At 69.6% G+C, this 23702-nt stretch carries 29 protein-coding genes; 11 read left to right on the top strand and 18 right to left on the bottom strand.

What is annotated here, in order from left to right:
* Positions 1 to 13: 13 nt before the first annotated feature.
* Genes IE231_RS06940 through sigE form a run of 3 tightly spaced genes read right to left on the bottom strand, consistent with a single transcriptional unit; the run spans position 14 to position 1624 of the window.
* A complete protein-coding gene (locus tag IE231_RS06940; RefSeq protein ID WP_189693206.1) occupies positions 14 to 427 on the bottom strand; it encodes a twin-arginine translocase TatA/TatE family subunit in 414 nt (137 codons plus the stop codon).
* 57 nt (positions 428 to 484) lie between these two features.
* The gene (locus IE231_RS06935; protein ID WP_189693205.1) at positions 485 to 994 is read right to left on the bottom strand and encodes a hypothetical protein; all 510 of its coding nucleotides are present in this window, start codon (positions 992 to 994) and stop codon (positions 485 to 487) included.
* Between the two features lie 12 nt (positions 995 to 1006).
* A complete protein-coding gene (gene sigE, locus IE231_RS06930; protein WP_189693204.1) occupies positions 1007 to 1624 on the bottom strand; it encodes an RNA polymerase sigma factor SigE in 618 nt (205 codons plus the stop codon).
* A gap of 223 nt (positions 1625 to 1847) precedes the next feature.
* Here sigE and IE231_RS06925 point away from each other — a divergent pair, with 223 nt between their 5' ends.
* Positions 1848 to 2480 (top strand): O-methyltransferase, encoded by a 633-nt coding sequence (locus tag IE231_RS06925; RefSeq protein ID WP_189693203.1) that lies wholly within the window; start codon positions 1848 to 1850, stop codon positions 2478 to 2480.
* Between the two features lie 126 nt (positions 2481 to 2606).
* Here IE231_RS06925 and IE231_RS06920 read toward each other — a convergent pair whose 3' ends face one another.
* The 4 genes from IE231_RS06920 to IE231_RS06905 all read right to left on the bottom strand — a co-directional run bounded on the left by IE231_RS06920 (position 2607) and on the right by IE231_RS06905 (position 5524).
* A complete protein-coding gene (locus tag IE231_RS06920; RefSeq protein ID WP_189693202.1) occupies positions 2607 to 2774 on the bottom strand; it encodes a DUF3117 domain-containing protein in 168 nt (55 codons plus the stop codon).
* A gap of 137 nt (positions 2775 to 2911) precedes the next feature.
* Positions 2912 to 4177, bottom strand: a complete 1266-nt coding sequence (locus IE231_RS06915; RefSeq protein ID WP_229866548.1) for a putative hexosyltransferase — start codon at positions 4175 to 4177, stop codon at positions 2912 to 2914.
* The gene (locus IE231_RS06910) at positions 4170 to 4631 is read right to left on the bottom strand and encodes a DivIVA domain-containing protein (protein ID WP_189693201.1); all 462 of its coding nucleotides are present in this window, start codon (positions 4629 to 4631) and stop codon (positions 4170 to 4172) included. The genes IE231_RS06915 and IE231_RS06910 overlap by 8 nt, the downstream gene beginning before the upstream one ends.
* Positions 4628 to 5524, bottom strand: a complete 897-nt coding sequence (locus IE231_RS06905; RefSeq protein ID WP_189693200.1) for an LOG family protein — start codon at positions 5522 to 5524, stop codon at positions 4628 to 4630. Before IE231_RS06905 ends, IE231_RS06910 begins: the two co-directional genes overlap by 4 nt.
* Positions 5525 to 5615: 91 nt before the next feature.
* Here IE231_RS06905 and IE231_RS06900 point away from each other — a divergent pair, with 91 nt between their 5' ends.
* The 4 genes from IE231_RS06900 (at position 5616) to IE231_RS06885 (ending at position 8912) form a co-directional block, all read left to right on the top strand.
* Positions 5616 to 6371, top strand: a complete 756-nt coding sequence (locus tag IE231_RS06900) for an amino acid ABC transporter ATP-binding protein (RefSeq protein ID WP_189693199.1) — start codon at positions 5616 to 5618, stop codon at positions 6369 to 6371.
* 62 nt (positions 6372 to 6433) lie between these two features.
* Complete coding sequence (locus IE231_RS06895) at positions 6434 to 7327, top strand: glutamate ABC transporter substrate-binding protein (protein ID WP_189693198.1); 894 nt, start codon at positions 6434 to 6436, stop codon at positions 7325 to 7327.
* A 68-nt stretch (positions 7328 to 7395) separates the two neighbouring features.
* Entirely contained in the window at positions 7396 to 8043 is a 648-nt protein-coding gene (locus IE231_RS06890) for an amino acid ABC transporter permease (RefSeq protein WP_189693197.1), read from the top strand.
* On the top strand, positions 8040 to 8912 hold the full coding sequence (locus IE231_RS06885; RefSeq protein WP_189693196.1) for an amino acid ABC transporter permease: 873 nt from the start codon (positions 8040 to 8042) through the stop codon (positions 8910 to 8912). The genes IE231_RS06890 and IE231_RS06885 overlap by 4 nt, the downstream gene beginning before the upstream one ends.
* Positions 8913 to 8967: 55 nt before the next feature.
* Here the strand turns inward: IE231_RS06885 and dapE are convergent, their stop codons facing one another.
* Entirely contained in the window at positions 8968 to 10143 is a 1176-nt protein-coding gene (gene dapE, locus IE231_RS06880; RefSeq protein ID WP_229866547.1) for a succinyl-diaminopimelate desuccinylase, read from the bottom strand.
* Positions 10144 to 10201: 58 nt separating this feature from the next.
* Here dapE and dapD point away from each other — a divergent pair, with 58 nt between their 5' ends.
* Together dapD and IE231_RS06870 are read left to right on the top strand one after the other, a co-directional pair.
* Positions 10202 to 11224, top strand: a complete 1023-nt coding sequence (gene dapD, locus IE231_RS06875) for a 2,3,4,5-tetrahydropyridine-2,6-dicarboxylate N-succinyltransferase (RefSeq protein WP_189693194.1) — start codon at positions 10202 to 10204, stop codon at positions 11222 to 11224.
* Between the two features lie 129 nt (positions 11225 to 11353).
* Positions 11354 to 12193 (top strand): hypothetical protein, encoded by an 840-nt coding sequence (locus tag IE231_RS06870; protein ID WP_189693193.1) that lies wholly within the window; start codon positions 11354 to 11356, stop codon positions 12191 to 12193.
* Between the two features lie 40 nt (positions 12194 to 12233).
* Here the strand turns inward: IE231_RS06870 and IE231_RS06865 are convergent, their stop codons facing one another.
* The 3 genes from IE231_RS06865 to IE231_RS06855 are packed head-to-tail and all read right to left on the bottom strand — an operon-like array spanning position 12234 to position 14774.
* On the bottom strand, positions 12234 to 13517 hold the full coding sequence (locus IE231_RS06865) for a glycosyltransferase (protein ID WP_189693192.1): 1284 nt from the start codon (positions 13515 to 13517) through the stop codon (positions 12234 to 12236).
* Positions 13518 to 13520: 3 nt separating this feature from the next.
* Positions 13521 to 14132 (bottom strand): hypothetical protein, encoded by a 612-nt coding sequence (locus tag IE231_RS06860; protein ID WP_189693191.1) that lies wholly within the window; start codon positions 14130 to 14132, stop codon positions 13521 to 13523.
* 54 nt (positions 14133 to 14186) lie between these two features.
* Positions 14187 to 14774 carry a TetR/AcrR family transcriptional regulator gene (locus IE231_RS06855; protein WP_236662700.1) on the bottom strand — a complete coding sequence of 196 codons (588 nt, stop codon included), beginning with the start codon at positions 14772 to 14774 and terminating at the stop codon, positions 14187 to 14189.
* Positions 14775 to 14857: 83 nt separating this feature from the next.
* On the opposite strand from IE231_RS06855, the gene galE reads away from it, so the two are divergent.
* Complete coding sequence (galE, locus tag IE231_RS06850) at positions 14858 to 15874, top strand: UDP-glucose 4-epimerase GalE (RefSeq protein ID WP_189693189.1); 1017 nt, start codon at positions 14858 to 14860, stop codon at positions 15872 to 15874.
* A 93-nt stretch (positions 15875 to 15967) separates the two neighbouring features.
* On the opposite strand, the gene IE231_RS06845 is transcribed toward galE, so the two are convergent.
* From IE231_RS06845 to fdxA, 3 genes are all read right to left on the bottom strand, one after another.
* Positions 15968 to 17251 (bottom strand): citrate synthase, encoded by a 1284-nt coding sequence (locus IE231_RS06845; RefSeq protein ID WP_189693188.1) that lies wholly within the window; start codon positions 17249 to 17251, stop codon positions 15968 to 15970.
* 127 nt (positions 17252 to 17378) lie between these two features.
* Complete coding sequence (dapC, locus tag IE231_RS06840; protein ID WP_255429971.1) at positions 17379 to 18536, bottom strand: succinyldiaminopimelate transaminase; 1158 nt, start codon at positions 18534 to 18536, stop codon at positions 17379 to 17381.
* 2 nt (positions 18537 to 18538) lie between these two features.
* The gene (fdxA, locus tag IE231_RS06835; RefSeq protein WP_189693187.1) at positions 18539 to 18865 is read right to left on the bottom strand and encodes a ferredoxin; all 327 of its coding nucleotides are present in this window, start codon (positions 18863 to 18865) and stop codon (positions 18539 to 18541) included.
* Between the two features lie 115 nt (positions 18866 to 18980).
* Here fdxA and IE231_RS06830 point away from each other — a divergent pair, with 115 nt between their 5' ends.
* Positions 18981 to 19229, top strand: coding sequence for a putative acetyltransferase (locus IE231_RS06830; RefSeq protein WP_189693186.1), 249 nt, complete (start codon positions 18981 to 18983; stop codon positions 19227 to 19229).
* Here the strand turns inward: IE231_RS06830 and IE231_RS06825 are convergent.
* From IE231_RS06825 to IE231_RS06815, 3 genes are read right to left on the bottom strand one after another with little or no spacing between them, the layout of a single operon-like run.
* Positions 19226 to 20011: a hypothetical protein gene (locus IE231_RS06825; RefSeq protein ID WP_189693185.1), complete on the bottom strand. Its 786-nt coding sequence runs from the start codon at positions 20009 to 20011 to the stop codon at positions 19226 to 19228. The two genes, IE231_RS06830 and IE231_RS06825, sit on opposite strands and share 4 nt — an antisense overlap.
* The gene (locus tag IE231_RS06820) at positions 20008 to 20433 is read right to left on the bottom strand and encodes a DUF6114 domain-containing protein (protein ID WP_229866546.1); all 426 of its coding nucleotides are present in this window, start codon (positions 20431 to 20433) and stop codon (positions 20008 to 20010) included. The genes IE231_RS06825 and IE231_RS06820 overlap by 4 nt, the downstream gene beginning before the upstream one ends.
* Positions 20434 to 20447: 14 nt before the next feature.
* On the bottom strand, positions 20448 to 21059 hold the full coding sequence (locus IE231_RS06815; protein WP_189693184.1) for a DUF6230 family protein: 612 nt from the start codon (positions 21057 to 21059) through the stop codon (positions 20448 to 20450).
* A 118-nt stretch (positions 21060 to 21177) separates the two neighbouring features.
* Here IE231_RS06815 and IE231_RS06810 point away from each other — a divergent pair, with 118 nt between their 5' ends.
* Both IE231_RS06810 and IE231_RS06805 read left to right on the top strand, forming a co-directional pair.
* Positions 21178 to 21777, top strand: a complete 600-nt coding sequence (locus IE231_RS06810) for a TetR/AcrR family transcriptional regulator (protein ID WP_189693183.1) — start codon at positions 21178 to 21180, stop codon at positions 21775 to 21777.
* A gap of 97 nt (positions 21778 to 21874) precedes the next feature.
* On the top strand, positions 21875 to 22381 hold the full coding sequence (locus tag IE231_RS06805) for a hypothetical protein (protein ID WP_189693182.1): 507 nt from the start codon (positions 21875 to 21877) through the stop codon (positions 22379 to 22381).
* Between the two features lie 3 nt (positions 22382 to 22384).
* On the opposite strand, the gene IE231_RS06800 is transcribed toward IE231_RS06805, so the two are convergent.
* A complete protein-coding gene (locus IE231_RS06800; RefSeq protein WP_189693181.1) occupies positions 22385 to 23659 on the bottom strand; it encodes an MFS transporter in 1275 nt (424 codons plus the stop codon).
* Between the last annotated feature and the right edge of the window lie 43 nt (positions 23660 to 23702).

The raw sequence follows: 23702 nt of genomic DNA, 5'->3' as shown, positions 1-23702 counted from the left end.
CGAGCCTGCGGTCCTAGGTCGCCTCGGTGTCGAACGGAGCCCGCTCGCCTGCCTGGAGCCGCTCCACAGTGCGCACGGGGGCGGCGGCGCCAGAGGCCGCCGCGGCGACGGCGCCAGCCGCCAGCGCCGGCGAGGCACCGGCCCCGGAAGCACTCCCACCGGCCGGGGCCGTGTCATCGTCAAGGAGTGCGTCGCGGATGATCCTGCGGGGGTCGTACTGGCGCGGGTCGTACTTCCGCCAGTCCACCTCGTTGAGGTCGACCCCCGTCTCCTCCTTGAGCTGTTCTTTCGCGCCTGCAGCCATGCGCCGCAGTTCCTTGACGATGTTCGTCAGCTTCTGGGTGTATTCGGGCAGGCGCTGAGGACCGATCACGAGGATGCCGATGACCAGCAGGATCAGGAATTCCGGGCCGTTGATTCCGAACACGCGTGCAACACTACCTTCTGCCCGCGAGCGCGGACGACTCAGCCGGAAGGGGACGCATCAGGGCCGACCAGAGGCGCCGAAGACCATGCGGAGACCGCGCCCGAGGCGATCGAGGGGATCCTCGGCATGGGAGACGCTGTGCGCCGAGACGGCAGGATGCCCGCTCTGCGCGGAACCGTTGTTGTCCGTGCGGATGAGGGCGGCCGAGCCGTCACCGCTGGCGGGCTGCTGGCCCTGGGGCTCCCCCGCGACTGCGTAGGCTGTCACGGCGAGCGCCGCCAGACAGGCCGCCGCGCCGGCGAGCGCGGAGAGGCCGGCGCGCGCGAGGCCGCTCCCAGAGCGGCGGCTTCGCTCGGCGTGCTCCTCCTGAGCGGCCAGGTACTGGGTGTGCTCGAGGAGCCGCTCGTGGAGGGAATGGCTTGCGCGGGGAACCTCGGCGTGGCGAAGCGACGCGAGATAGCGCCGTTCGGTCTCGAGCCTGCCGCGGCATTCAGGGCAGGCCTGCACGTGGTCTGCGGAGGCAGGATGCTCGTCGGAGAGGAGGCCCGTCCATTTGGGCAGGTTCATCCCGTGCTCCTCTCAGCGGGTCCCACGGGCCACGCGCGGGAGCGCCAGACGCTTCTTCGCCCCGCGGCGGGGGTCGCGATGCGCGAGCTTCTCCCGCAGGAGGGTGCGGCCACGGTGGATGCGGCTGCGGACGGTGCCGAGCTTCACGCCGAGCGCGTCCGCCACCTCGTCATAGGAGAGCCCTTCGAGGTCGCAGAGGACCACAGCGGCGCGGAAGTCCGGCGGGAGCTCCTCGAGTGCGGCCTGGACGTCGAGGTCGAGGTGGTTCATCTCGAAGCTGCGTTCGGGTCCAGGGTCGCGTCCGGGCAGCCTGGACTCGGCGTCCTCGGCGAGGGCATCGAAGCGGATGCGGCCCTTGCGGCGCGCCTGGTCGAGGAAGAGGTTCGTGGTGATGCGGTGGAGCCAGCCGTCGAGCGTGCCGGGCTTGAAGTTCTCGAGCGAGCGGAACACCCGGACGAAGACCTCCTGCGTGAGGTCCTCGGCGTCGTGCTGGTTGCCCGTCAGTCGATAGGCGAGACGGTAGACCTTGGCGGAGTGCTGGGTGACCACCTCTTCCCACGTCGGTGGAACCCAGGGCTCGCCATCGGCGGTCTGGGCGTCTTGGGTGGCTGCAGCCGATCCAGCTGACACGTCCACGCACCTGCCTTTGCTTCTTCTTCGCTGCGGCCACCCCACTTTCCGTGCCGGATTCGGCACGGGTCGGGGCGCCCGCTCGGATAACCAGTGTGCCAGTTCTGGCTGGGAGTTCGCTCGGGGTTCCGCCCGGAGCGTACAGCCCCGGCACGGCTGCGCACTCTCGCGCGAACGATACGCTTGATCAGCTCCCCTTCCGCTCGCACGATGAAAGCGACCCATGGCCTCCGACAAGTCCACCAGCTGGTCCTACGCCGAGGCGTTCGCGTCCGAGGACGAGGTGCTCGAGCGGGCGCGCGAGCGCTCGTTCGACCTGGGCATCACGCCGGTGAGCCCCGGCGTCGGAGCAATGCTCACGGTGCTTGCGGCCTCCTCGAAGCCGCACGCAGCGGTCGAGATCGGGGCCGGAGCCGGCGTCTCGGGGGTGTGCATCCTGCGCGGTCTGCCCTCCGACGCCGTGTTCACCACCATTGACCGCGACGTCGAGCACCTCAAGGCGGCCCGCGAGGCCTTCGACGAAGCCGGCGTGCCGACGAGCCGGGTCCGGGCGATCCCTGGCCGTGCCGCTGAGGTCCTCCCGCGCCTGGCGGACGCGGCCTACGATCTGGTCTTCGTCGATGCCGACAAGGCGAGCGCTCTCCTCTATGCGGAGCAGGGCATCCGCCTGCTCCGCCCCGGCGGACTGCTCGTGGTCAACGACGCGCTCGACCGGGACCGTGTGTCCAATCCGGCGCACCGGGAACCGCATACCGTGCGGCTGCGCGAGCTCCACCGTGCCCTGCGCACGGACGAACGCTTGGCCGTCGCCCTCCTGCCCACCGGTGACGGCCTTCTTGTCGCCTCACGGCATTGAGGGCGACGCGGTGTTGATGGATGACGAACGGCTGCGGAGACGGCGCAGGCGGCACCGGGATGCGGAAGGGCCGGTCCCCGTGCGGGGATCGGCCCTTGACTGTGCTCGGCGCCGCCGGCGTGCAGCCTAGTCGGTGACGCCGACGAGGCACTCCTTGAGCTCGGCAGCTTCCTCTGCGTTGAGCTCGACGACGAGGCGGCCACCGCCCTCGAGAGGAACGCGCATGATGAGGCTGCGGCCTTCCTTGGTGACCTCCATCGGCCCGTCACCCGTACGCGGTTTCATGGCTGCCATCTGCTCTACCCCTCCAAGTCGGTCGTCCGCACGATGTGCTGTCCACAACATTACCAGCCGGGATACCTGGCCACGGCCACCGAACGGAACGGGCGTGCCGGTACCGGGACGGCCCACGGTGGCCCCCGGAGGGACCGTCACGGCGGCCAGTCGCCGCCCCCCGGCAGCTGCGCCCAGACCCACAGCCACACGACCCAGACGATCTGCAGCAGCACGAAGAGCACGACCGTCGCCCAGCGGTACGCCCGGGAACGGGAGAGTGTCGCGCTGGCGAGCGCAAGCGGGAACAGCGGCAGCATCATGCGGAATGTGCTCGTCTGAGGATGCAGGACGGCGAGGAGGTACGCCACGTAGGCCACGCACCAGAGCAGCATCTCGAGCCCGATCCGCCGCACGTGCCCACTCGTGAAGTACAGCGCCGCAAGTGCGACCAGAACCATGGGCGCGATGGCCCCCAGCACCGGACCGAACAGGTACTGGCCCGTATCGAACCACGGAAGGAACGGTACGAGAGGGCCTCCGCGCCAGACGGTCTCGGTGGCTGTGTAGGCGTCCGGAACGCCGGTGACCGCCCAGGCGATGAGCGGCCACGCGGCCGCGGAGGCGACTCCGACGGCGGTGAGGGCTGCGAGCCGGGCCAGCTCGGCCGCCGTCGCGCGTTCGCTGGGGCGCTGACGGACTGTCTGCATGAGGCGCACCACGAAGAGTCCGCCCAGCATGAGCGCGAGCGGCACTCCGACCGGACGTGTCAGGGCAGCGAGCGCGACCGCGGGCATCGCGGCAAGGTAGCGGCGCTCCACGATCCACAGCAGGGCCCACGCGAGGAACAGCAGCCCGAGGGACTCTGCATAAGGGATCTGCAGGATCGCGGAGACCGGGAACAACGCCACGAAGGCCACGCCCCACAGCGCATCACCGTGGTCTGCGCGGTGCCGGAAGAGCCGGTAGAGCACGACGGCGGCGGCGAACCCGGCGACGAGCGCGACGATTTGGGCCCACGCCTGCCACGGCAGCCCCGGAAGGGCGCCGAGTGCCCTGACGAGCAGCGGGTACACCGGGTAGAAGGCCCAGGCGTTCTGCTGCAGCTCGCCGGTGGCCGAGCGCGGAAGGACCGATGGATAGCCGCCCTCGACGATGCGGCCGTACCACTCGGAGTCCCAGATCTGGACGAAATGCCAGTAGTCGGGCTGTGCGCCGAGCCAAGGATTGCTGCCCTGCTGGAGCGCGGCAGCTGCAAGGATGGCGAAGCTCACGACCCGGCTCGCCGCGTAGACGAGCACAACCTGGACCCACCAGGCTAAGCCCGAGAATCGGGACACCATCGTGAGGACGGAGCCGGCCAGCGCGGCGTGCACGCGGGTGGGCCGCGGGTCAGTCGTGAGACCGGCCCGCGGTTCAGTCATCAGGCCGAGCGTCGGTGTGCCGCGCGTCAGCATGTGCCGCGTCAGCCTGCAGCGGGCGGCCCGGGCGCGCCGCAGCGGGACCGGGGCCGGTCTCGGTCCCGCCGGAGGACAGTGTGTCCGCTTTCGACGCAGCAGCCTTCAGCTGGGCCGTCAGGGCCTCGATGAGGGCGGCCTGGACGCTGATCCGGTCACGCAGCCGCGCCAGAACCTCGTCGACCTCGTCCATGCGGTAGCCGCGGAACGCGAGCGCGAACCGGAGCGCGTCGATGTCCTCGGGATTCGGGTGCTCCGGGAGGAGCACAGGCGGCAGGCCGGTCGGAGGCTCGTCGAGGCCCTCGCCACGCAGGCCCGCGGCACTGCCTGCCCCTCGGGACGCTCCCCGGGCGGCTCCGACCGCGAACCATGCGAGCCCTCCCGCCAGGAGGATTGCGAGGAAGACGAGGAAGAAGCTCACGCGCCCTCCGCAGTGCCGGCCTCGGGCTCCCCGTCGCCGTCCACCATGCCGAAGTCGTCGTCCTCGTCAACGTCCGCGTTGCCGAACATGCCGCCCCGGCGCTCAGTTCCGAGGCCCGCCAGGACCCTGTCCACGGCGTCCTCCGGACTGTCGACGACGCTGATGAGGTCCAGGTCCGAGGCGGAGATCATCCCCTCGCCGACAAGGGTGGCGCGGATCCAGTCGACGAGCGGATTCCAGAACTCCGTGCCGAGCAGCACGATCGGGAACTGGGTGACCTTGCCGGTCTGGACCAGCACCATGGCTTCGAAGAGCTCGTCAAGGGTGCCCAGGCCGCCGGGAAGCACGATGAAGCCGTGGGCGTACTTGACGAACATGGTCTTGCGGGCAAAGAAGTAGCGGAAGTTGACGCCGAGGTCGACCCACGAGTTGAGGCCGGTCTCGAAGGGCAGCTCGATGCCGAGTCCCACGGAAGTCCCTGCGCCCTCGACGGCACCGCGATTGGCCGCTTCCATCGACCCGGGCCCACCACCGGTGATGACGGCGACGCCGGCCTCCGCGAGGAGCCGGCCGATCGCGACGGCAGACTCGTAGTAGAGGGTGCCCGGACGGGTGCGCGCCGATCCGAAGACGCTGACCGCGGGACCGAGCTCCGCGAGCGCACCGAATCCCTCGACGAACTCGCTCTGGATGCGCATGACCCGCCATGGGTCGGTGTGGACAAACCGGCCCGGGCCCTTCGTGTCGAGGAGGTGCTGGTCTGCCGTGCCCTGCTTCGTCTGGCGCCGGCGCAGCTCGATGGGACCCTTGCGGCGCCACGGGACGCTCCCCCCTGCCGCGGGAGTGCGTGGGGTGGACTGCTCGCCGTCGCCCGGGGTGGATTCGGTGCTCATGCACCCAAGGCTAGTCTCGCTTCAATCACGATTCGCGCGCCCCGCGGCCGGAAGCCCAGCCGACGCGCGCGTTCTCCGATACATTTTCCCTATGACTACCGACACATCGGCGAGCCCGCTCGTCTCTGTCAAGGGCGTGAACAAGCATTACGGCCAGCTCCACGTGCTCCAGGACATCAACCTGGACGTCAACAAGGGCGAGGTCGTGGTGATCATCGGCCCGTCAGGGTCGGGCAAGTCCACCCTGTGCCGTGCCATCAACCGTCTCGAGACGATCGAGAGCGGCGAGATCACCATCGACGGCAAGAAGCTGCCCGAGGAGGGGAAGGAGCTCGCCAAGCTCCGGGCCGACGTCGGGATGGTCTTCCAGTCGTTCAACCTCTTCGCCCACAAGACGATCCTCGAGAACGTCACCCTCGGGCCGATCAAGGTCAAGGGCGTGGACAAGGGCACGGCGGAGAGGGAGGCGATGGCACTCCTCGAGCGGGTGGGTGTGGCCCACCAGGCGCCCAAGCTTCCCGCCCAGCTCTCCGGCGGCCAGCAGCAGCGCGTAGCCATCGCGCGCGCGTTGGCGATGAAGCCGAAGGTCATGCTGTTCGACGAGCCCACCTCCGCCCTCGACCCCGAGATGATCAACGAGGTCCTCGACGTCATGGTGCAGCTGGCCAAGGAAGGCATGACCATGATCGTCGTGACCCACGAGATGGGGTTCGCCCGCAAGGCCGCGGACCGGGTGGTGTTCATGGCCGACGGGCAGATCGTCGAGCAGGCGAAGCCCGAGGAGTTCTTCACCAACCCGCAGTCGAGCCGCGCCAAGGACTTCCTGTCCAAGCTGCTCACGCACTGACCCCACATCCTCTACTTCCGCGCACCCGGGCCGATCGGCCCTGAAGAAAGGAAAGCCCTCACATGGCACTCTTCCGCACCAAGAAGGCCGTGCTGGCTGCCGCGACGGCGGCCCTCGCACTGGCCCTGTCCGCCTGTGGCGGCTCCGGCGGCTCGGGCGGCGGGGGCGAGTCCTCCGCACCGTACCCCGTCGCGAGCAACGTCTCGCTCACTGGCAGCCCGACCTTCGACAAGATCAAGTCGGCGGGAAGGGTCACCATCGGGGTCAAGCAGGATCAGCCCGGCCTCGGCTTCATGGACGCCGCCACGGGCCAGTACAGCGGCTTCGACATCGAGATCGCCAAGTGGATGGCGGCCTCGCTCGGCTACGCGCCGGACAAGATCGACTTCAAGCCGATCCCCTCCGCGAACCGCGAGTCCGCGATCCAGAATGGGGACGTCAACTTCTACATCGGCACGTACTCGATCACTGACAAGCGCAAGCAGCAGGTCGACTTCGCCGGGCCGTACTTCATCACCGGCCAGGGACTGCTCGTGAAGAAGAGCAACACGACGATCAACAGCGAGAAGGACCTCGCCGGCAAGACGGTGTGCTCGGCGACCGGCTCCACGCCGATCCAGAACATCAAGGCGAACTTCCCCCAGACCCAGACCCGGGAATTCGACACGTACTCGCAGTGCGTCGAGGCGCTGAAGAACGGCCAGGTGGACGCCGTCACGACTGACCAGGCCATCCTCCTCGGCTACGCAGCGCAGGAGCCCGACACGCTCAAGGTCGTCGGCCAGCCGTTCACCACTGAGAAGTACGGCATCGGTCTTCCCAAGGGGGACACCGCCCTGCGCAAGTTCTTCAACGACACGCTGACCAACGGCAAGGACACGTGGCAGAAGATCTACGACTCGACGCTCGGCAAGTCGGGCACGAAGGTCCAGCAGCCCGCCGTCGACAACTACTGACAGGCACTGGTGGGCGGGGCGCGAGGCGTCCCGCCCACCGCTGTTTCCGCTAGAAAGCGAAGGCTGCCGTGAACACGCTCCTCGACAATCTCGACCTCTTCACCACCGGCTTCAAGAACACCATCATCCTGTTCGTCGTCTCCGGGATCCTCTCCCTCATCCTGGGCACGATCGTCGGTGCCATGCGGGTCTCCCCCGTCCCAGCCCTGCGCGCCTTCGGCACGCTGTACGTCAACGTCGTCCGCAACACCCCGCTGACGCTCGTCCTGTTCTTCTTCGCCCTCGGCTACCCGAAGCTCGGCCTCCCGGAGATCGACTTCATGACGGCGGCGATCATCGGACTCACGCTCTATACGGCCACTTATGTGGCCGAGGTCCTGCGCTCGGGCATCAACACGGTGCCGGTGGGCCAGGCCGAGGCCGCCCGTGCGATCGGACTGCCCTTCACGCAGACCCTCACGCTCGTGGTGCTCCCCCAGGCCTTCCGGTCCGTGCTCCCGCCGCTGTTCAGCGTGCTGATCGCGCTGCTGAAGAACACGACCGTGGCCGCGGGTTTCTCCGTGGCTGAGGCAGGTGCCATCCGCGCCAATCTCTCGGAGCGCGGCTACCCGGCTATGGAAGGCCTCCTCTGGGTGGCGCTGTTCTTCGTGATCCTCGTCCTGATCCTCGCCCAGATCCAGCGCTACTTCGAGCAGAAGTGGAAGGTGGCCCGATGAGTTCCGTCCTCTACGATGCCCCCGGCCGCAAGGCCCGCTCCCGGCACCTCCTGCTCGGGATCGTCGGCACCCTCGTGATCGTCGCGATCCTCGCGTTCATCGTGTGGCGCTTCGCCGAGTCCGGCCAGTTCAGCGCCGCGAAGTGGCAGATCTTCACCTTCCCCCGCGTCCAGCAGACGATCCTGCAGGCCGTCGGGGCGACACTCTCTGCCTTCGCAGTGGCTGCCGTCGGCAGCCTCGTCCTCGGGCTCGTCCTGGCCGTGGGCCGCCTCTCCGACCGGCCGTGGGTCTCGCGCCCGTTCCATTGGTTCACCGAGCTCTTCCGCGCGATCCCCGTGCTGATCCTCATGATGATGATCTACTACGGGCTCCCGCCGCTCTTCCAGGTCTCGTGGCCGCCCTTCGTGGCCGTTGTCGTGGCGCTCATCCTCTACAACGGCTCGGTCCTCGCCGAGGTCTTCCGCGCAGGCATCGAAGCGCTGCCGAAGGGCCAGCGGGAGGCAGGGTTCGCGATCGGACTGCGCAAGTCGCAGGTCATGCAGACCATCCTGCTGCCGCAGGCAGTCCGTTCGATGCTGCCGGTGATCATCTCCCAGCTCGTCGTGACGCTGAAGGACACCGCACTGGGCTTCATCGTCACGTACAACGAGATCCTGTTCCAGGCGAAGTACTTCGGCTCCCAGGCGCAGTATGGCTCGCCGATCGTGCCCGCCGCGATGGTCGCCGGCGTGCTGTATGTGGGCATGTGCCTCATCCTGTCCGGCATCGCGAAGTACGCCGAGAGCAGGCTCCGCAAGAGCCAGCGCGTGTCCGGGAGGAAGACCGGCGGAGCGATGGCGGCGGCAGCTGAGGCCGCCACCAAGGTCTAGCAGTATGGCCGTTCCCGGCACTGCCGGGAACGGCCGCAAAGGCCAGTCCGGCGCTTCACGGCTGGGCCCGGAGCCACGCCTCGAGCGAGGCCAGGCAGGCACGGATATCGGCCCCGGCTACGCGCTCATCGTCCTTGTGGGCGAGGAGCGCGTCGCCGGGGCCGTAGTTCACCGCCGGCACGCCGAGATCCGAGAACCGCGCGACGTCGGTCCACCCGTACTTCGGCTGCGCATCGCGGCCCACGACGGCGACGAAAGCGGCCGCCGCCGGGTGGGTGAGGCCGGGACGGGCCCCCGATGCGCCATCCGTACGGACCACGTCAAACCCGTCGAGCAGCGACCGGACGTGCTGCTCTGCCTCGTCGAGGGTCTTGTCCGGGGCGAAGCGGTAGTTGATGGTCACCGTGCAGCGGTCCGGGATGACATTGCCCGCGGTGCCGCCCGCGATCCCCACGGCGTTGAGGCTCTCCCGGTAGTCGAGCCCCTCCACGGTCACCGTGGCCGGCTCGTACGCCGCAAGCCGCTCGAGGATCGGCGCGGCCGCGTGGATGGCGTTCCGTCCCATCCAGGCCCGCGCGGAGTGCGCGGCCTCCCCCACCGTCGTGGCCTCGACCCGAAGCGTCCCATTGCAGCCGCCCTCAACCGCGCCGTTGGTTGGCTCGAGCAGAATGGCGAAGTCACCGGCCAGCAGTTCCGGGTGGTGCGCGGCCAGGCGCCCAAGCCCGCTCTTGGAGGCCTCCACCTCCTCGTGGTCATAGAAGACGAAGGTGACGTCCCGTCCAGGAGTCCCCGTAGCGGCAGGGGCGCTGGCAGCGGCACTCTCGGCACCGGCGTCATCCGCGGGGAAGAGCCGGGCCGCGAGCGCAAGCTGCACCGCAACACCGCCCTTCATGTCGGTTGCGCCGCGGCCCCAGAGGATGCCGTCGCCCGGCTCGCCGTCCCAGGACGACGGCACGGTGCCACGCGCCCCGTCCGCCGTCGGCAGGGGCACCGTGTCGAGATGGCCCGCGAGGATGACGCGCTCCGGTCGGCCCAGCGCCGAGCGAGCGACAATGGCATCGCCGTCGCGTGTCACCTCGAGGGACGTCTGGGCGCACAGCGCGCCCTCGAGCAGGTCCGCCAGCGCCGCCTCGCCCCCTGACACGCTCTCGACGTCGATGAGCGCCGCGGTGAGCAGCGCGACGTCCTGGGTGATGTCGAGGGGGGCGGCGGGGCTGGTGGCGGGAGTCACCCGCCCAGCATAGTTGGGCGCGGACCGGGGCAGCCGCGGCCGCCGATAGACTGGCGGCATGACTGAAACCCCTGCCGCATCCCGCGCTGCCCACGGCTTCGGGCTCGCCACGATCCACGTCGCGACCGGGTCCGACGGCTCCGCCGGCGAGGCCACGGTCCTCGACGTCTGGTTCCCCGAGCCCGCCCTCGGCGAGGCTGCCGAGCACCTCTCCGACGACGCCGTCGTCGACTCCGCTCCCGCAGAGCTCCAGGCCGCCGCCGAGCACGGCGACGACGCCGATCGCGGCACGCAGACCAAGGTCGTGTTCGTCCAGATCGACCTCGACCAGGCGCCGGCGGACACCGCGGACGCGTACCTGCGGCTCCACCTGCTCTCGCACCGGCTCGTGCAGCCCAACACCATCAACCTCGACGGCCTGTTCGGCAAGCTCCCCAACGTGGTCTGGACCAACTTCGGCCCGTGCCACCCCGCGGGCTTCGAGTCCACCCGCGCGAGGCTGCGCCGGCGTGGGGCCGTGACGGTGTACGGCGTCGACAAGTTCCCCCGAATGGTGGACTACGTGGTACCCACGGGCGTGCGCATCGCGGACGCCGACCGCGTGCGCTTGGGCGCCCACCTTGCCGAGGGCACCACCGTGATGCACGAGGGCTTCGTGAACTTCAATGCCGGCACCCTCGGGACCTCGATGGTCGAGGGCCGCATCTCTGCTGGCGTCGTCGTCGGGGACGGCAGCGACGTCGGCGGCGGAGCATCGATCATGGGCACCCTCTCGGGGGGCGGCAAGGAGCGCATCTCGCTCGGCGAGCGCGTTCTCCTCGGTGCGAACTCCGGCGTGGGCATCTCGATCGGCGACGACTCCGTGGTCGAGGCCGGGCTCTACGTCACGGCCGGGACGCGGGTGCGGATCAGCGGGTTCAAGGACGCCTTCGGGGAGAACGCGGAGAAGGTCGTCAAGGCGGCCGATCTCTCGGGCCAGCCCAACCTCCTCTTCCGCCGCAATTCCACCAACGGCCAGGTCGAGGCACTCCCCCGCGCCGGCCAGACGGTCGAGCTCAACGAGGCACTGCACGCCAACTGACGCCGTGCGCTGAAGCACCCGATGCCCGACGGCGGGCGCGCGCCCAGACGCGCGCCCGCCGTAGGGCGTCACGTCACCTCTGGTCCGAAGACCCCGCCCGCAAGCCCAGCCAAGCCAAGGAGCTCCCGGATGGCCCTCGCCCGCAGAGCGCGGCGCGCCCTCACCGTCCTCGTGGCGCTCGCCCTCGCCTCCGTGGGCGTCTACATCGCCGCGCTTGTGCTCAACCGCAGCGACAAGCCGATCGTGGAGGGCTGCACCGCACCGCTCGGCAGCGCGACGCAGCAGCTCGCCACCGACCAGGCCGCGAACGCCTCACTCATCACGGCGATTGCCGTGCGCCGCGGCCTGCCGCCGCGGGCGGCGACGATCGCGCTGGCCACCGCCATGCAGGAATCCAAGCTCCGCAACATCAGCTACGGCCACGCCGACTCCCTCGGCCTCTTCCAGCAGCGGCCTTCCCAGGGATGGGGCACTCAGGCGCAGATCATGGACCCCGTCTTTGCGACGAACGCGTTCTACGACGGGCTCGTCAAGATCCCGGGCTATGAATCGCTGCCGATCACGGATGCGGCCCAAGAGGTCCAGCGCTCGGGCTACCCGCAGGCCTACGCGCAGCACGAGGACATGGGCCGGGCCTTCGCCTCAGCGCTGACGGGGCAGTCGCAGGCCGCGTTGACCTGCACGCTGCGCCCTCCTGACGCCGCCGGGGACCCCGAGGAGGTCAGGTCCGAGCTGACGCGCGCGTACGGGGCGATGCAGGCCACCGCCGCAGGGAAGACGCTCGCGGTCCCTGCCAGCGGCGCCACCGGATGGTCCATTGCACAGTGGGCCGTCGCGAACGCCAAGCAGCTCGCGATCACGAAGGTCGACTTCTCCGGCCACACCTGGCTGCGCGACGGAAACAAGGGCTGGACCGACTCCGCCGCCCCCGACGGCACGGTGACCATCACCGTCGCCCCAACACCGTAGGACAGGAAGCTCCCGGGAGCCCTGGCCTCGAGATCGTCCGTCAGGCACCCAGGAGGCGAGTCTCGATGAGGTCCACAGAACGAGCCGTACCTCCAGCTGCCCGCATGGACACGCCGAGCTCGCGTGCACGACGCCGGTAGGCCGGGTCCCCGAGGACCCTGGCGACGGCATCGCGCACCTGGGAGGGCGTGGGCCGCCCAGTCCCGAGGTCTATCCCAGCGCCGGCCCAGGCCACACGACGGGCGATGTCCGGCTTGTCGATCGCGCTGCCGGCGATGACGAGGGGCACGCCGGCGCCGAGCGCGGCGAGCACCGTCCCGTATCCGCCATTGCTCACGACGGCGTCCAGGTCCTCGAGGATCCGCGCGTAGGGGAGGAAGTCGGTCGCGAACGCACCGGCGGGCATGTCCCCGAGTCCCACGCCGCCGCCCGTCGCGAGCACGACGACGGGCCGTCGCCCATGGCTGCCTCCGCGCCGCGAGTGAGCCCTGCCAGAGCGGGGAGCAGAAGCTCGGTGGGATCCACGTTGAGCGTTCCCTGGGTCACGTGGACCAGCGGCGCCCCCCGCGGGCCACCGGCCCCACCATGCCGGCAGCGGGCCAGCAGACGGAGGCACGAGCTGGCCGATGAGCTCGACGCCGGGGACCGGCTCCGGCCGCGGATACTCGAGCTCTGGGATCCCCTGGGCGATCGTCAGCCGCTCCGAGTACGCCGAGTCGAGACCGGGCCGGCGGGTCGGCCCCAGCCCGAGGGCGGAGCGCTGCCGGTTCACCAGGCCCCGCACCGCTTCCCCCGGACCAGCGGACATCGCCGCCGCCAGGACCCGGTTGCGCAAGGCCGCGGGTCGGCTGCGCGCCGGCAGGAACGGCGATCCCGCTGGCGGCCCCCACGGGTTGTGGGCGCTGAGGGGGACGAGGGAGACGCCGGCCCAGGGCACGCCCTCGCGCTCGGCCCAGAGGCCCGGGCCGAGGCACAGGCAGTCGGCCACCACCGCGTCGGGCCGGACATCGGAAGCCAGCCGCGCGACGTCGTGCGCTTGGGCCGCAGCGGTGCCGATGAACAGCTCGCGCATGTTGGCCACGATGGCCCGGAGGCCGCGCCCGCGGCCGATGGCGGGAAACGTCTCGCCGATCGCAAGGTCGTCGAAGTCCGGGGCTTCGCTCCACAGCCAGACGCGCGCGCCGGCCTCCTCGAACCGCTGCGCGTACTTCCTCCCGGTGTAGGCCACGACGTCGTGTCCGCGCCCCACGAGTGCGGCGGAGAGGGCGGCTAACGGGTTGACGTGGCCGGCGAACGGCATGGCGGCCACGAGGACGGTTGCCATGCGTCAGATGAGCAGCTCGACGACTGGCTTGAGGTAGCTCCGGAACGCTTCCTTGTCCGCCAGGAGGCTCTGGCTCATGATCACCTTGTCGGCGTTCACGAGCCAGGCGCGGTCCTCGCACAGCGGGAGCTCGATGATCGTGAGGGTGAAGTCCCGGGCCGATGAGCCGACCTCGAGCTGGCGCTCCTCGACGATCTCCCGCAGGAGGTCCGTGGCACCTGAGGCCTCCCGCTCCTTCTCGAGGCGCTCATACTCCGCGCGGCGTTCGCGCGCCCAGGTGAGGGCGGCGCCGAAGTGGGCCTGGAGCGAGCGCTGGAGCGCCGGGGCCTGGCCGAAGGCCGGGAAGGACGGCGGCTCCACGGCAGGGCTCATCTCGGGATGGTTCTCGATGAGGTGCTGCCACCACGCCTCCCACTCCCGCCGCAGTGCGGGAACACCGCCCACGTGCTGGGTGATCTGGTGGTGGTCCGCCTCACGGACCCTTGGGTTCGCGGGAGTGACCGGCGGCATGCCCGCACCGTTGAGCCCCGCGTGATCCTTCAGGTAGAGCGCCAGGAGCATGGGGCCGGACGTGTCCATGGTGACTCGCCAGCCGGGCCCGCCAATGTGGTGCATCAGTCGATTCGCTTCCTTGCCGGTCTTCTCCCAGTGTATTCCCCCAGCTGCATTTCAGATCCCGGCCTTCCCTGCGCCCCGGACCTGGGCGGCGAGCACCTCGCGGCAGAGCTGGGCGTCGAGCCAGCGCCCCTGCAGCATGGCATGGAGGCCGAGCCCCTCCACAGTGGCGAGGAGGCGCTCCGCCTCGATGACGAGGTCCGCCGCACCGAGCGCCGGCCTCAGCGCGGAGAGCATCTGCCCGACCGCGGCCGCGACGGCTCGGTGGCTGCGCTCCGCAGTGGGCTCGAGCTCGGGCCGGGTGCGGGCGGCGAGCTTGAACTCTGTCCACACGCAGAGGTCGACGGCGCGCTCCTCGTCGAGCGGCAGGAGCTGGCTCAGCTGTGCCACAACGCCGTCATGGGTGCCTGGTGCCGCCGTTCCTGCCGCCGCGCGGAGCCGCTCCAGCACGGCGTCGACCACCGACTCGAACGCGAACACGAGCAGCTCCGTGGAGGAGGCGAAGTAGTGCCGGACTGAGCCGACGACGAGCCCGGCCTCCGCAGCCACCTCCCGCAGCGAGACCCGCTCGAGGCCGTCCGCGACGACGATCCGCTTGACCGAGTCCACAACCTCCTGGCGGCGCTGGGCCGCGTCCACCATTCTGGGCACACCCCCTCTCTAGCACACCTGTGCTGGTAGTCCTAAAGCGCCGGGCGGCCGGAGCGGTCGATAGGATGAAGGCCATGCGAATCCTCGTCACCGGCGGCACCGGCTACATCGGTTCCCACACGGTCCTGACCCTCCTGAGCGCCGGCCATGACGTCGTCGCCGTCGACAACCTCTCCAATTCCAGCCCCGAGTCGCTGCGGCGCGTGGGCGAGCTCGCGGGACGCGAGGCGACCTTCGTCAAGGCAGACATCACGGACGAGGCCGCCCTCGACGCGGTCTTCTCCGATCACTCGCCGGAAGCCGTCATCCACTTCGCCGGGCTCAAAGCCGTCGGTGAGTCCGCACGCATCCCGCTGGACTACTACTTCAACAACGTCACCGGCACCATCGCGCTCCTGCGTGTCATGGAGCGCCACGCCGTCCGCACCATCGTCTTCTCCTCCTCCGCCACCGTGTACGGCGACCACAATCCCGCCCCCTACATCGAGAAGATGGAGATCGGGGCCATGAACCCGTATGGGCGCACCAAGGAGCAGATCGAGGACATCCTCAGCGACCTCGGCGCCTCTGACCCGTCCTGGCGCATAGCACTGCTGCGCTACTTCAACCCCGTCGGTGCCCACCCGTCCGGCCGCATCGGAGAGGACCCGCAGGGCATCCCCAACAACCTCGTCCCCTTCATCGCCCAGGTCGCGGTGGGCCGACGCGAGAAGCTCATGGTCTTCGGCGGGGACTACCCCACGCCCGACGGAACCTGCCAGCGGGACTTCATCCACGTCGTCGACCTGGCCGAGGGCCACGCCGCGGCGCTGGAGTACCTTCAGGGCCACGAGGGCGTCTACCGGTGGAACCTGGGCTCCGGCACAGGCACGAGCGTCCTCGAGATGCTTCACGCCTTCGAGAAGGCCGTGGGCTCGCCGATCCCCTACGAGATCGCCCCTCGCCGCCCCGGCGACCTCCCCGCCTTCTGGGCGGGCCCCTCCAAGGCCCTCGCAGACCTCGGCTGGTCCACCACCAGGAGCGTGGACCAGATGTGCGAGGACCACTGGCGCTGGCAGAAGAACAACCCGATGGGCTACCAGGACGCCTGAGCGGGAGTGCGCCCGGATCAGTCCGGGGACGACGACGGCCGGTGCCTTCCGCAGCGGAAGGCACCGGCCGTCGTCGTCCTCACAGGAGGAGGGTCAGCGCGCGGGGTAGTCCCGCTTCTCCTCGCCGACGTAGAGCTGGCGGGGCCGCCCGATCTTGGTCTGCGGGTCCTTGATCATCTCGCGCCACTGGGCGATCCAGCCCGGGAGCCGCCCGATCGCGAAGAGGACCGTGAACATCTTCTCGGGGAAGCCCATCGCCTTGTAGATGAGGCCCGTGTAGAAGTCGACGTTCGGGTACAGCTTGCGCTGGATGAAGTACTCGTCCGCGAGGGCCTTCTCCTCGAGGCGCATGGCGATCTCGAGCAGCTCGTCGTTGCCGCCGAGCTTGCCGAGGATCTCGTGCGCCGTGGCCTTGATGATCTTGGCCCGCGGGTCGTAGTTCTTGTAGACGCGGTGCCCGAACCCCATGAGCCGGACGCCGTCTTCCTTGTTCTTGACCTTCTCCATGAAGTCCTCAGGCTTGATGCCGTCGGCCTGGATGCGGCGGAGCATGTTCAGCACGGCCTCGTTGGCCCCGCCGTGCAGCGGACCGAAGAGGGCATTGATGCCCGCCGAGACGGACGCGAACATGTTCGCATTGGCCGAGCCGACGAGGCGCACCGTCGAGGTCGAGCAGTTCTGCTCGTGGTCGGCATGCAGGATCAGGAGCGTGTCGAGCGCCTTCACCACGAGCGGGTCGAGCTCGTAGGGCTCGGCCGGGAGGCCGAAGGAGAGGCGCAGGAAGTTCTCCACGAGGTTCATGGAGTTGTCCGGATAGAGGAGGGCCTGCCCAATCGACTTCTTGTGCGCGTAGGCGGCGATGACCGGGAGCTTGGCCATGAGGCGGATGGTGGAGAGCTCCACCTGCTCCTCGTTGAAGGGGTCGAGCGAGTCCTGGTAGAACGTGGACAGCGCCGACACTGCCGAGGACAGGACGGGCATCGGGTGTGCGTCCCGCGGGAACCCGGCGAAGAAGCTCTTGAGCTCCTCGTGCAGGAGGGTGTGGCGCCGGATCTTCTGATCGAACGCCTCGAGCTCGGCGCCCGTGGGCAGGTTCCCGTAGATGAGGAGGTAGGAGACCTCGAGGAAGCTCGAGTGCTGCGCCAGCTGCTCGATGGGGTAGCCGCGGTACCGCAGGATGCCCTCATCGCCGTCGATGAAGGTGATCGCCGACGTGGTGGCGGCGGTGTTCATGAAGCCGGGGTCGAAGGTGACGGCACCGGTCTCCTTCAGCAGCTTCGAAACGTCATAGCCGTCGTTCCCCTCGACAGCCGCGATGCGGGGAAGCTGGAGCTCTCCCCCTTCGTGACGCAGGACAGCGCCGTTCGTCTCAGACATGGTTCCCCTTCAATGGGTAGCTCGCAACGCTCATACGCTACTCCGAGTTCGCGTGCGTGACTAAATCGATACCGGACGTCCCGAGTCGCCTCGGGGGACCTCCGGAGAGCCGGCCGGGATGGCCCGGCTATCGGGCCGTGAGCCGCTCCACAGCGGCGTCGATCCGTTCGTCGGTGCCGGTGAGGGCCACACGCACGTATCCCTGGCCCGCCTCGCCGTAGAACACTCCGGGGCCGACGACGATGCCCAGCTCGGCGAGCCGGCCCACTGTGGTCCAGGTGTCCTCTCCCGCCGTGCACCACAGGTACAGCCCCGCCTCGGAGTGCGAGAGAGTGAGCCCGAAGGCCTCGAGGGCCGGCAGGAGCCGCTCCCTGCGGGCACGGTAGAGGTCCTTCTGGGCGAGCACATGTGCCTCGTCGCCGAGCGCAGCCCGCATGGCCTCCTGCACTGGGTAGGGCATGATCATGCCCGCGTGCTTGCGGCTGTTGACGAGGTTCGGCATGAGCTCGGGCGCACCGGCGACGAACGCCGCCCGGTATCCGGCGACGTTCGACTGCTTGCTCAGCGAGTAGACGCTCAGCAGGCCGGTGAAGTCGCGGCCGCTCACGCGGGGATCCAGCACCGAGGGCACCGTCTCGCCACCCCGCTGCGCATCCCACGCACCCCAGCCGAGTTCGGCATAGCACTCGTCGGAGGCAACAACCGCACCGAGGGAACGTGCGCGGTCGACGACGGCGCGCAGCTGCTCCGCGTCGCTCACCGCCCCCGTCGGGTTCCCGGGAGAGTTGACCCACACGAGGCGCACCCGGGCGAGGGTGTCGTCGTCGAGTTCGTCGAGGCTGTCGGCACCGACGGCCGTCGCACCGGCGAGGCGCGCGCCCATGTCGTAGGTGGGGTACGCGACGCTGGGACGGACCACGACGTCGCCCTGGCGCAGGCCAAGGAGGAACGGCAGCCACGCCACGAGCTCCTTGGAGCCGACCGTGGGCATGACCGACTGCTCGTCGAGGCCGGTCACGCCGCGCCGGCGCGCGTACCATTCGACGACGGCCTCGCGGAGCGCCGAAGTGCCGTGCACCGTGGGGTAGCCATGGGCATCCGCCGCGGCGCGCAGTGCCTCCTGGACCACCTCGGGGGTGGGATCCACCGGGGTGCCGATGGAGAGGTTGACAACCCCTCCGGGGTGTCGCGCGGCCGCGGCCGCGTACGGCGCCATGGCTTCCCACGGGTAGTCGGGAAGGTCGAGGCCGAACCCCCGGGCCGTGGCGTGCTGGGACCCTTCCACGCTCAGCTGGCCGGAACCTGCGGGGGCAGCGCGGCGACGAGTGGGTGGTCCTTGTGGGTGTTGCCCAGCTTGGCGGCACCTCCCGGGGAGCCGAGGTCGTCGAAGAACTCGACGTTGGCCTTGTAGTAGTCGCTCCACTCCTCAGGCACGTCGTCCTCGTAGTAGATCGCCTCGACCGGGCACACGGGCTCGCAGGCGCCGCAGTCGACGCACTCGTCCGGGTGGATGTACAGCGACCGCTCGCCCTCGTAGATGCAGTCGACGGGGCATTCCTCGACGCAGGCCTTGTCCTTCACATCCACGCACGGCTGTGCGATCACGTATGTCACGGTGCCACTCCCTCTTCCACGTTCCTGCGGGCCGATTGAGCCTATTATCCCCCCGGCTCCGCGCGCCACTCCAACGTCACACGCGGCCGCGGAGAGGGCAGGCCTACCATGGAGCGTGCCTTCCTCGCCGGCCCACCTCCTGAGCTCCCTGCCGCTCGGCACGCGCGTCGTCGTCCGGAGCCGGATCGACGGCGGCTTCACCGACGCCCTCGGCGATCTCGTGGCACGCGACGCCGGGACGGTCACCGTGCGCACGAGGCGCGGCGACGCCATCGTGCGCCTCGAGACGGTGGTGGCGGCGAAGCCGGTTCCTCCCCCGCCGGCGGCGCGGGCACCGCGGGGGCGGCGACAGCCGGAGGGCTAGGGCTGCACCATCCGCTGGTTGGTGTTGACGTAGGTGATGGAGTCCGCGGTGGAGCCCACGAGGCCCATCGTGACGTTCGCGAGGCCCGGTGCGACCGTGTCCAGTGGCGGGGGCGTGTCGGTTCCGATGCTGAGGCTCTGGCCCCCGATGGTCGTGGCGGTGATCGAGCCCACGTAGACGTTCACGTGTCCCCGGAGGGTCATCGTGTCCGCGGACGTCACCAGGCCCGGTCCGTTGGGCTGGCGCACCGTGAGCGAGAATCCCGTGACCGTGACAGAGTCCGCGGTCATCTTCAGCACCCGGATCCCGCTTCCGTCGACGGTCGGCAGGGTGACAACAGTGATCGTCACCAGCCCAGTGAATGACAGGGCCTTGGAGCCCATGGACGCCGGGGTCTTCGTGTAGTAGGTCGTGCCGCTGTCCCGAGGCGCGGGCACGGGTGTGCTCGACGTGGGATCCGGGGTCGCACTCGGCGACGGGATGGCCGTCGACGGATCCCCGGGCAGCGCCGGCACGCTGGGGGTGGCACCGAGCCCGGGCAGCAGTGAGCCTGGCAGCGTGGGAACGGGTGCCGGGTCGGCGGGGAGCCCCACGCCCGGGGTGCCCGCACCCGGGACGGAGGGCGTGGGCGTGGGGCTCGGCGCCGGGCAGGCCGTGATCAGCGGGACACAGAGGTCGGCGGGGACGCTCGCCGGTGCCCGCGCCGCCCCGAGGGTGAAGGGCACGGTGAGCAGCGCACCGGCCGCGACGGCCGCCATCCTGCGCGCGCGGCGTGGACTCACGCCGCCCTCTTTCGCCGTGCCGTGTCCCGCGGACCCATCCATGCCACCACGAGAACACCACCCGTGCAGGCGAGGAGCATGCCGATGAGGAATCCGCCCAGATTCACCCCCACGAGGGAGTAGACACCCACCGCGAGGGTCAGCACGCCATAGAACACGCGCTGGGCCGGCGACGCGATCGCCAGGACGCCCAAGAGCACCAGCAGGATGGGGATCAGGGTCGACTGCAGCCCTTCGATGCCCAGCTGGACGTGGATGTTGCCGATGTCGAGCTGCCCGGAGAAGAACATCTCCACTCCGCCCGCGGCACTCAGGATCCCGCCGACGAACGGCCTCTGCCGCCGCCAGTGCGTGAATCCTGCGGCTCGCCTGTTCTCCCGTGGGCCCGGCGACGGCGCCAGAACCGGGTTCTGGGCCGTCACCGCCGTTTCACTGCTCAGAAGCATTCCGTGCCGTTCGTCAGTTCCAGCTTCATGCCGGAGAGGTTGAATACCGAGGCCTGCGTGCTCCACGCCGTCTGCTTCAGACCGCCGATCGTCACTGTGTCGGCATCCTGGGCGAAGTCACCCGCCGCGCCCTTTGCCGCCGTGTTGACGGTCGAGGCATCGACGCCGATGCGGATATTGGAGAAGGACGCGTCACCCTGGAGCCCCGTCATGCCGATCTGCAGGTCCGACGCCGTGGCAGGGCTGTTGCCGCCGCCGGCGTGGATCAGCAGGCCTACCGTCCCCATGGGGGTCTGCGTAACCACGGACTGGCACAGGTTCGCAAGGCTCGCGCTCTTGATGTTCGCGATCGCGACCGGGTTGGCAGAACCCGAGGCATCCTTGGCCACTCCGGCGTACTGCGAGAATCCGGAGCCGTCGAGTTTGTCGGCGCTGATCTTGAACTGGCTGCCGGAGACGGCGAACGAGACCGGAACGGCTCCCTCGGCGACGCCGCCCATCAGGACCGCCGCCGCGACGGCGGTCGGCACAGCAGCGAGAGTGATGCGGCCTGCCCGGGACGTGCTCATGGCCCGGACGCGCTGTGAGACGGGGAACTTCATTGATCCTCCTGACTGGGGAGCCGCCTGGGGCGGCGGCAACACCGTCGAGACTATTGAACTGTTGACTGCCAGTCAATAGTCTGAGGGAGGACACCCTGCCGATCAGTAGACTTCTCATGTGTCCGGACTCCAGCGCGCCCGCCTCAGCCCTCAGGACCGGAGGGCGCAGCTCGTCGCGGCCGGGGTGAACTTCCTGACCGACCACAGACTGGACGATCTGACGATGGACGAGCTCGCCCGCCTGGCCGGTGTCTCGCGTGCCCTCGTGTTCCACTACTTCGACACTCGTCAGGGCATGCAGCAGGCAGTGGTCACACGAGCGCGCGACAGCCTCCTCGACGCGACCGCACCCCGGCAGGAGCTGGCTCCACGGGAGCGGATCCGGGACACGCTGCTCAGGACCACGCAGTTCGTGCAGCAGCATCAGGGCACCTTCTACTCCCTCGTGCGGGGCACGGCGAGCGGGGACCCGGCAGTGCGCACGATCATCGACGAGTCCCGCGAGCTGAACGCGCAGCGCCTGCGCGAGGCTCTCGTCGAACTGGGCATGGCGGACGCGCTGCTGCTCCGGGTGGCGCTGCGGGCCTGGGTCGCCTTTGCCGAGGAGACGCTCATCAGCCTCGCGATCGAGCGGGACGCTGAGGCGGAGGACGTCACACGCTTCCTCGAGGCGTCACTCCACGCGGTGGTCGGCTCCATTGGAGGCCAGAGGCTCTGAGTGCGCGCTCCTTGCGCCCTGAAGCTGTCGGTCCTACGATTATATAAATCGATTGGATTTAAGGCTGGGCTGGGGTGGCCGCCGAAGGAGGCTTGCCATGTCATTGAAGTCCCTGCTGGGCGCGTTGGCGCAGACGCCCCTGTCCCCGCTGGTCCTGGAGGAGCCGCGCTTCGAGAGCGTTGCGGTCCGTACCGCTCAGGACTGTCTGCAGGTCGAGGTCGTCCTGGCCTCGCTCGGATTCGTGGCGCTGGGGGCCGTGCGCGCCAGCGCGCGCTTCACCGCACTGCTCGAGCGGACCGACGCCGACGGCGTTCGCCACCGGCGCGAAGTGGCCACCATCGAGGCGGCCGTGGCGGATTTCCGCAGGGCAGGCGTAGGGCGTGCCCGCGCGGAGCTCGAGGTGCTCGGAGCGCCCCTCGAGCGGCTGTCCCCCCGCGCCGGGGCCGCACGCTCCGAAGAGGTCTCGGTGGTCCACGCCGCCTTCTCCGACCTCGTCATCACCGATCCCACCCACCGTCTCCTCTCACGCGTGCGCGGGCACTGGGCCCTCACCGGGGCACCCCTTGCAGCGGGAACCGCGGCTGCCGGTGCCGTCTCCCTCTGAGCCTCACTCAGCTTCCGCGTCGGGCAGCATGCGCATCCGGAAGAACGGACCAATCGCCACAGGCACCACGCCGAGCAGCGTCCCCACCACCGAGATCCACAGCGCGGGCGCAACGCCGAGCTGCTCGCCGAGCACTCCGCCCAGCAGCGACCCGATCGGCATGACGCCCCACACGACGCAGCGGATCGAGGCGTTCATGCGTCCGAGGAGCCGGGGCGGGCAGACCCGCTGCCGCATGCTCACCTGCATGACGTTGTAGACGAGCACTCCGAAGCTCACGCCGAACTCGCCGATGCTCAGCAGGACGAGCGCGAGCGGGCCCCCGCCGACGGCGAGCGCCGCGGGGAAGAGCAGCATTCCAGCTCCCGCGAGCAGGAGCCCGAGCGGCAGGAGGGGCCCCTCCCCCACGAACCGCGCCAGCCGCGGCCCGGCGGGGGCGCCGAGGAGTCCGCCGATCGCCCCAATCGACATCATCACTCCCAGCCCCACCGGGCCGAGCGCCAGTTCGCGGAGGATCACGAGCGGCATGAGCACCCACAGCACCGAGGAGAACAGGTTGCTGAGCGCGGTGCAGGCAACCACACGGCGGATGAGGGGATGGCGTGCCACGAAGACTGCGCCCTCCCGGATCTCGGCCCACAGGCTGCTCCCTGCAGTTCGCTCGGGCCTCTTCTCGGAGTCACGGACCCTGCCGAGACAGAGCGCAGAGGCCAAGTACCCTCCCGCCTCCGCCGCGAACAGTACGGGGGCGCTGACCAGGGTGAGCAGGAACCCGCCCAGCGCGGGACCGCCCATCCGGGCGACCTGCGCTGTGGCCTCGAGCTTGCCGTTGGCATCAGCCACTTGGGCGCGCTGCACGAGCAACGGGATATAGCTCTGGTACGCCACGTCGAAGAATACGGTTGCGACACCCACGACGGCGGCGACGACGTAGAGGTGCCACATCTGCAGGGCCCCGGCCCACCACAGCAGCGGCACGGCCGACATCGCTGTCATCCGGACGAGGTCGGCGCGGATCATGGTGCCGCGCTTGAGCCATCGGTCCACCCAGGCGCCCGCCGGCAGCCCCACGATGAGGAACGCCGCCATCGAGGCGGCGTTAAGCACGCCGAGGTCCATCTCCCCCGCCCCGAGCAGGCTCACGGCGAGCACCGGCAGGGCGAGCTGCCCCAGTTGGACGCCGAGCTGGCTGATGCCCTGCCCCGTCCAGAAGGCGACGAACGAGCGGGTCCGGACCAGCGGCCGGACCGAGACCTCGGAGGCACGCGGAGTGGTCATGCCGCCAGTGTGCGGCCAGTGATTGGGAAGTGTCAATCACTCG

The sequence above is a fragment of the Sinomonas cellulolyticus genome (assembly GCF_014656475.1).
Classification (GTDB): domain Bacteria; phylum Actinomycetota; class Actinomycetes; order Actinomycetales; family Micrococcaceae; genus Sinomonas; species Sinomonas cellulolyticus.
The sequence above is the reverse complement of the archived record's forward strand: the minus strand, read 5'-3'. Positions and strand labels throughout refer to the sequence as shown.

Bases quoted from the DNA above. Each gene is read 5' to 3' on its own strand.
- IE231_RS06905 (WP_189693200.1), bottom strand. From the start codon at position 5,524: ATGAGCACCGAATCCACCCCGGGCGACGGCGAGCAGTCCACCCCACGC.
- IE231_RS06935 (WP_189693205.1), bottom strand. From the start codon at position 994: ATGAACCTGCCCAAATGGACGGGCCTCCTCTCCGACGAGCATCCTGCC.
- IE231_RS06925 (WP_189693203.1), top strand. From the start codon at position 1,848: ATGGCCTCCGACAAGTCCACCAGCTGGTCCTACGCCGAGGCGTTCGCG.
- IE231_RS06815 (WP_189693184.1), bottom strand. From the start codon at position 21,059: ATGAAGTTCCCCGTCTCACAGCGCGTCCGGGCCATGAGCACGTCCCGG.
- IE231_RS06860 (WP_189693191.1), bottom strand. From the start codon at position 14,132: ATGCACCACATTGGCGGGCCCGGCTGGCGAGTCACCATGGACACGTCC.
- IE231_RS06865 (WP_189693192.1), bottom strand. From the start codon at position 13,517: ATGGCAACCGTCCTCGTGGCCGCCATGCCGTTCGCCGGCCACGTCAAC.
- IE231_RS06870 (WP_189693193.1), top strand. From the start codon at position 11,354: ATGGCCCTCGCCCGCAGAGCGCGGCGCGCCCTCACCGTCCTCGTGGCG.
- galE (WP_189693189.1), top strand. From the start codon at position 14,858: ATGCGAATCCTCGTCACCGGCGGCACCGGCTACATCGGTTCCCACACG.
- IE231_RS06895 (WP_189693198.1), top strand. From the start codon at position 6,434: ATGGCACTCTTCCGCACCAAGAAGGCCGTGCTGGCTGCCGCGACGGCG.
- IE231_RS06800 (WP_189693181.1), bottom strand. From the start codon at position 23,659: ATGACCACTCCGCGTGCCTCCGAGGTCTCGGTCCGGCCGCTGGTCCGG.
- IE231_RS06885 (WP_189693196.1), top strand. From the start codon at position 8,040: ATGAGTTCCGTCCTCTACGATGCCCCCGGCCGCAAGGCCCGCTCCCGG.
- IE231_RS06805 (WP_189693182.1), top strand. From the start codon at position 21,875: ATGTCATTGAAGTCCCTGCTGGGCGCGTTGGCGCAGACGCCCCTGTCC.
- IE231_RS06900 (WP_189693199.1), top strand. From the start codon at position 5,616: ATGACTACCGACACATCGGCGAGCCCGCTCGTCTCTGTCAAGGGCGTG.
- IE231_RS06915 (WP_229866548.1), bottom strand. From the start codon at position 4,177: ATGACTGAACCGCGGGCCGGTCTCACGACTGACCCGCGGCCCACCCGC.
- IE231_RS06920 (WP_189693202.1), bottom strand. From the start codon at position 2,774: ATGGCAGCCATGAAACCGCGTACGGGTGACGGGCCGATGGAGGTCACC.
- IE231_RS06855 (WP_236662700.1), bottom strand. From the start codon at position 14,774: ATGGTGGACGCGGCCCAGCGCCGCCAGGAGGTTGTGGACTCGGTCAAG.
- IE231_RS06845 (WP_189693188.1), bottom strand. From the start codon at position 17,251: ATGTCTGAGACGAACGGCGCTGTCCTGCGTCACGAAGGGGGAGAGCTC.
- dapD (WP_189693194.1), top strand. From the start codon at position 10,202: ATGACTGAAACCCCTGCCGCATCCCGCGCTGCCCACGGCTTCGGGCTC.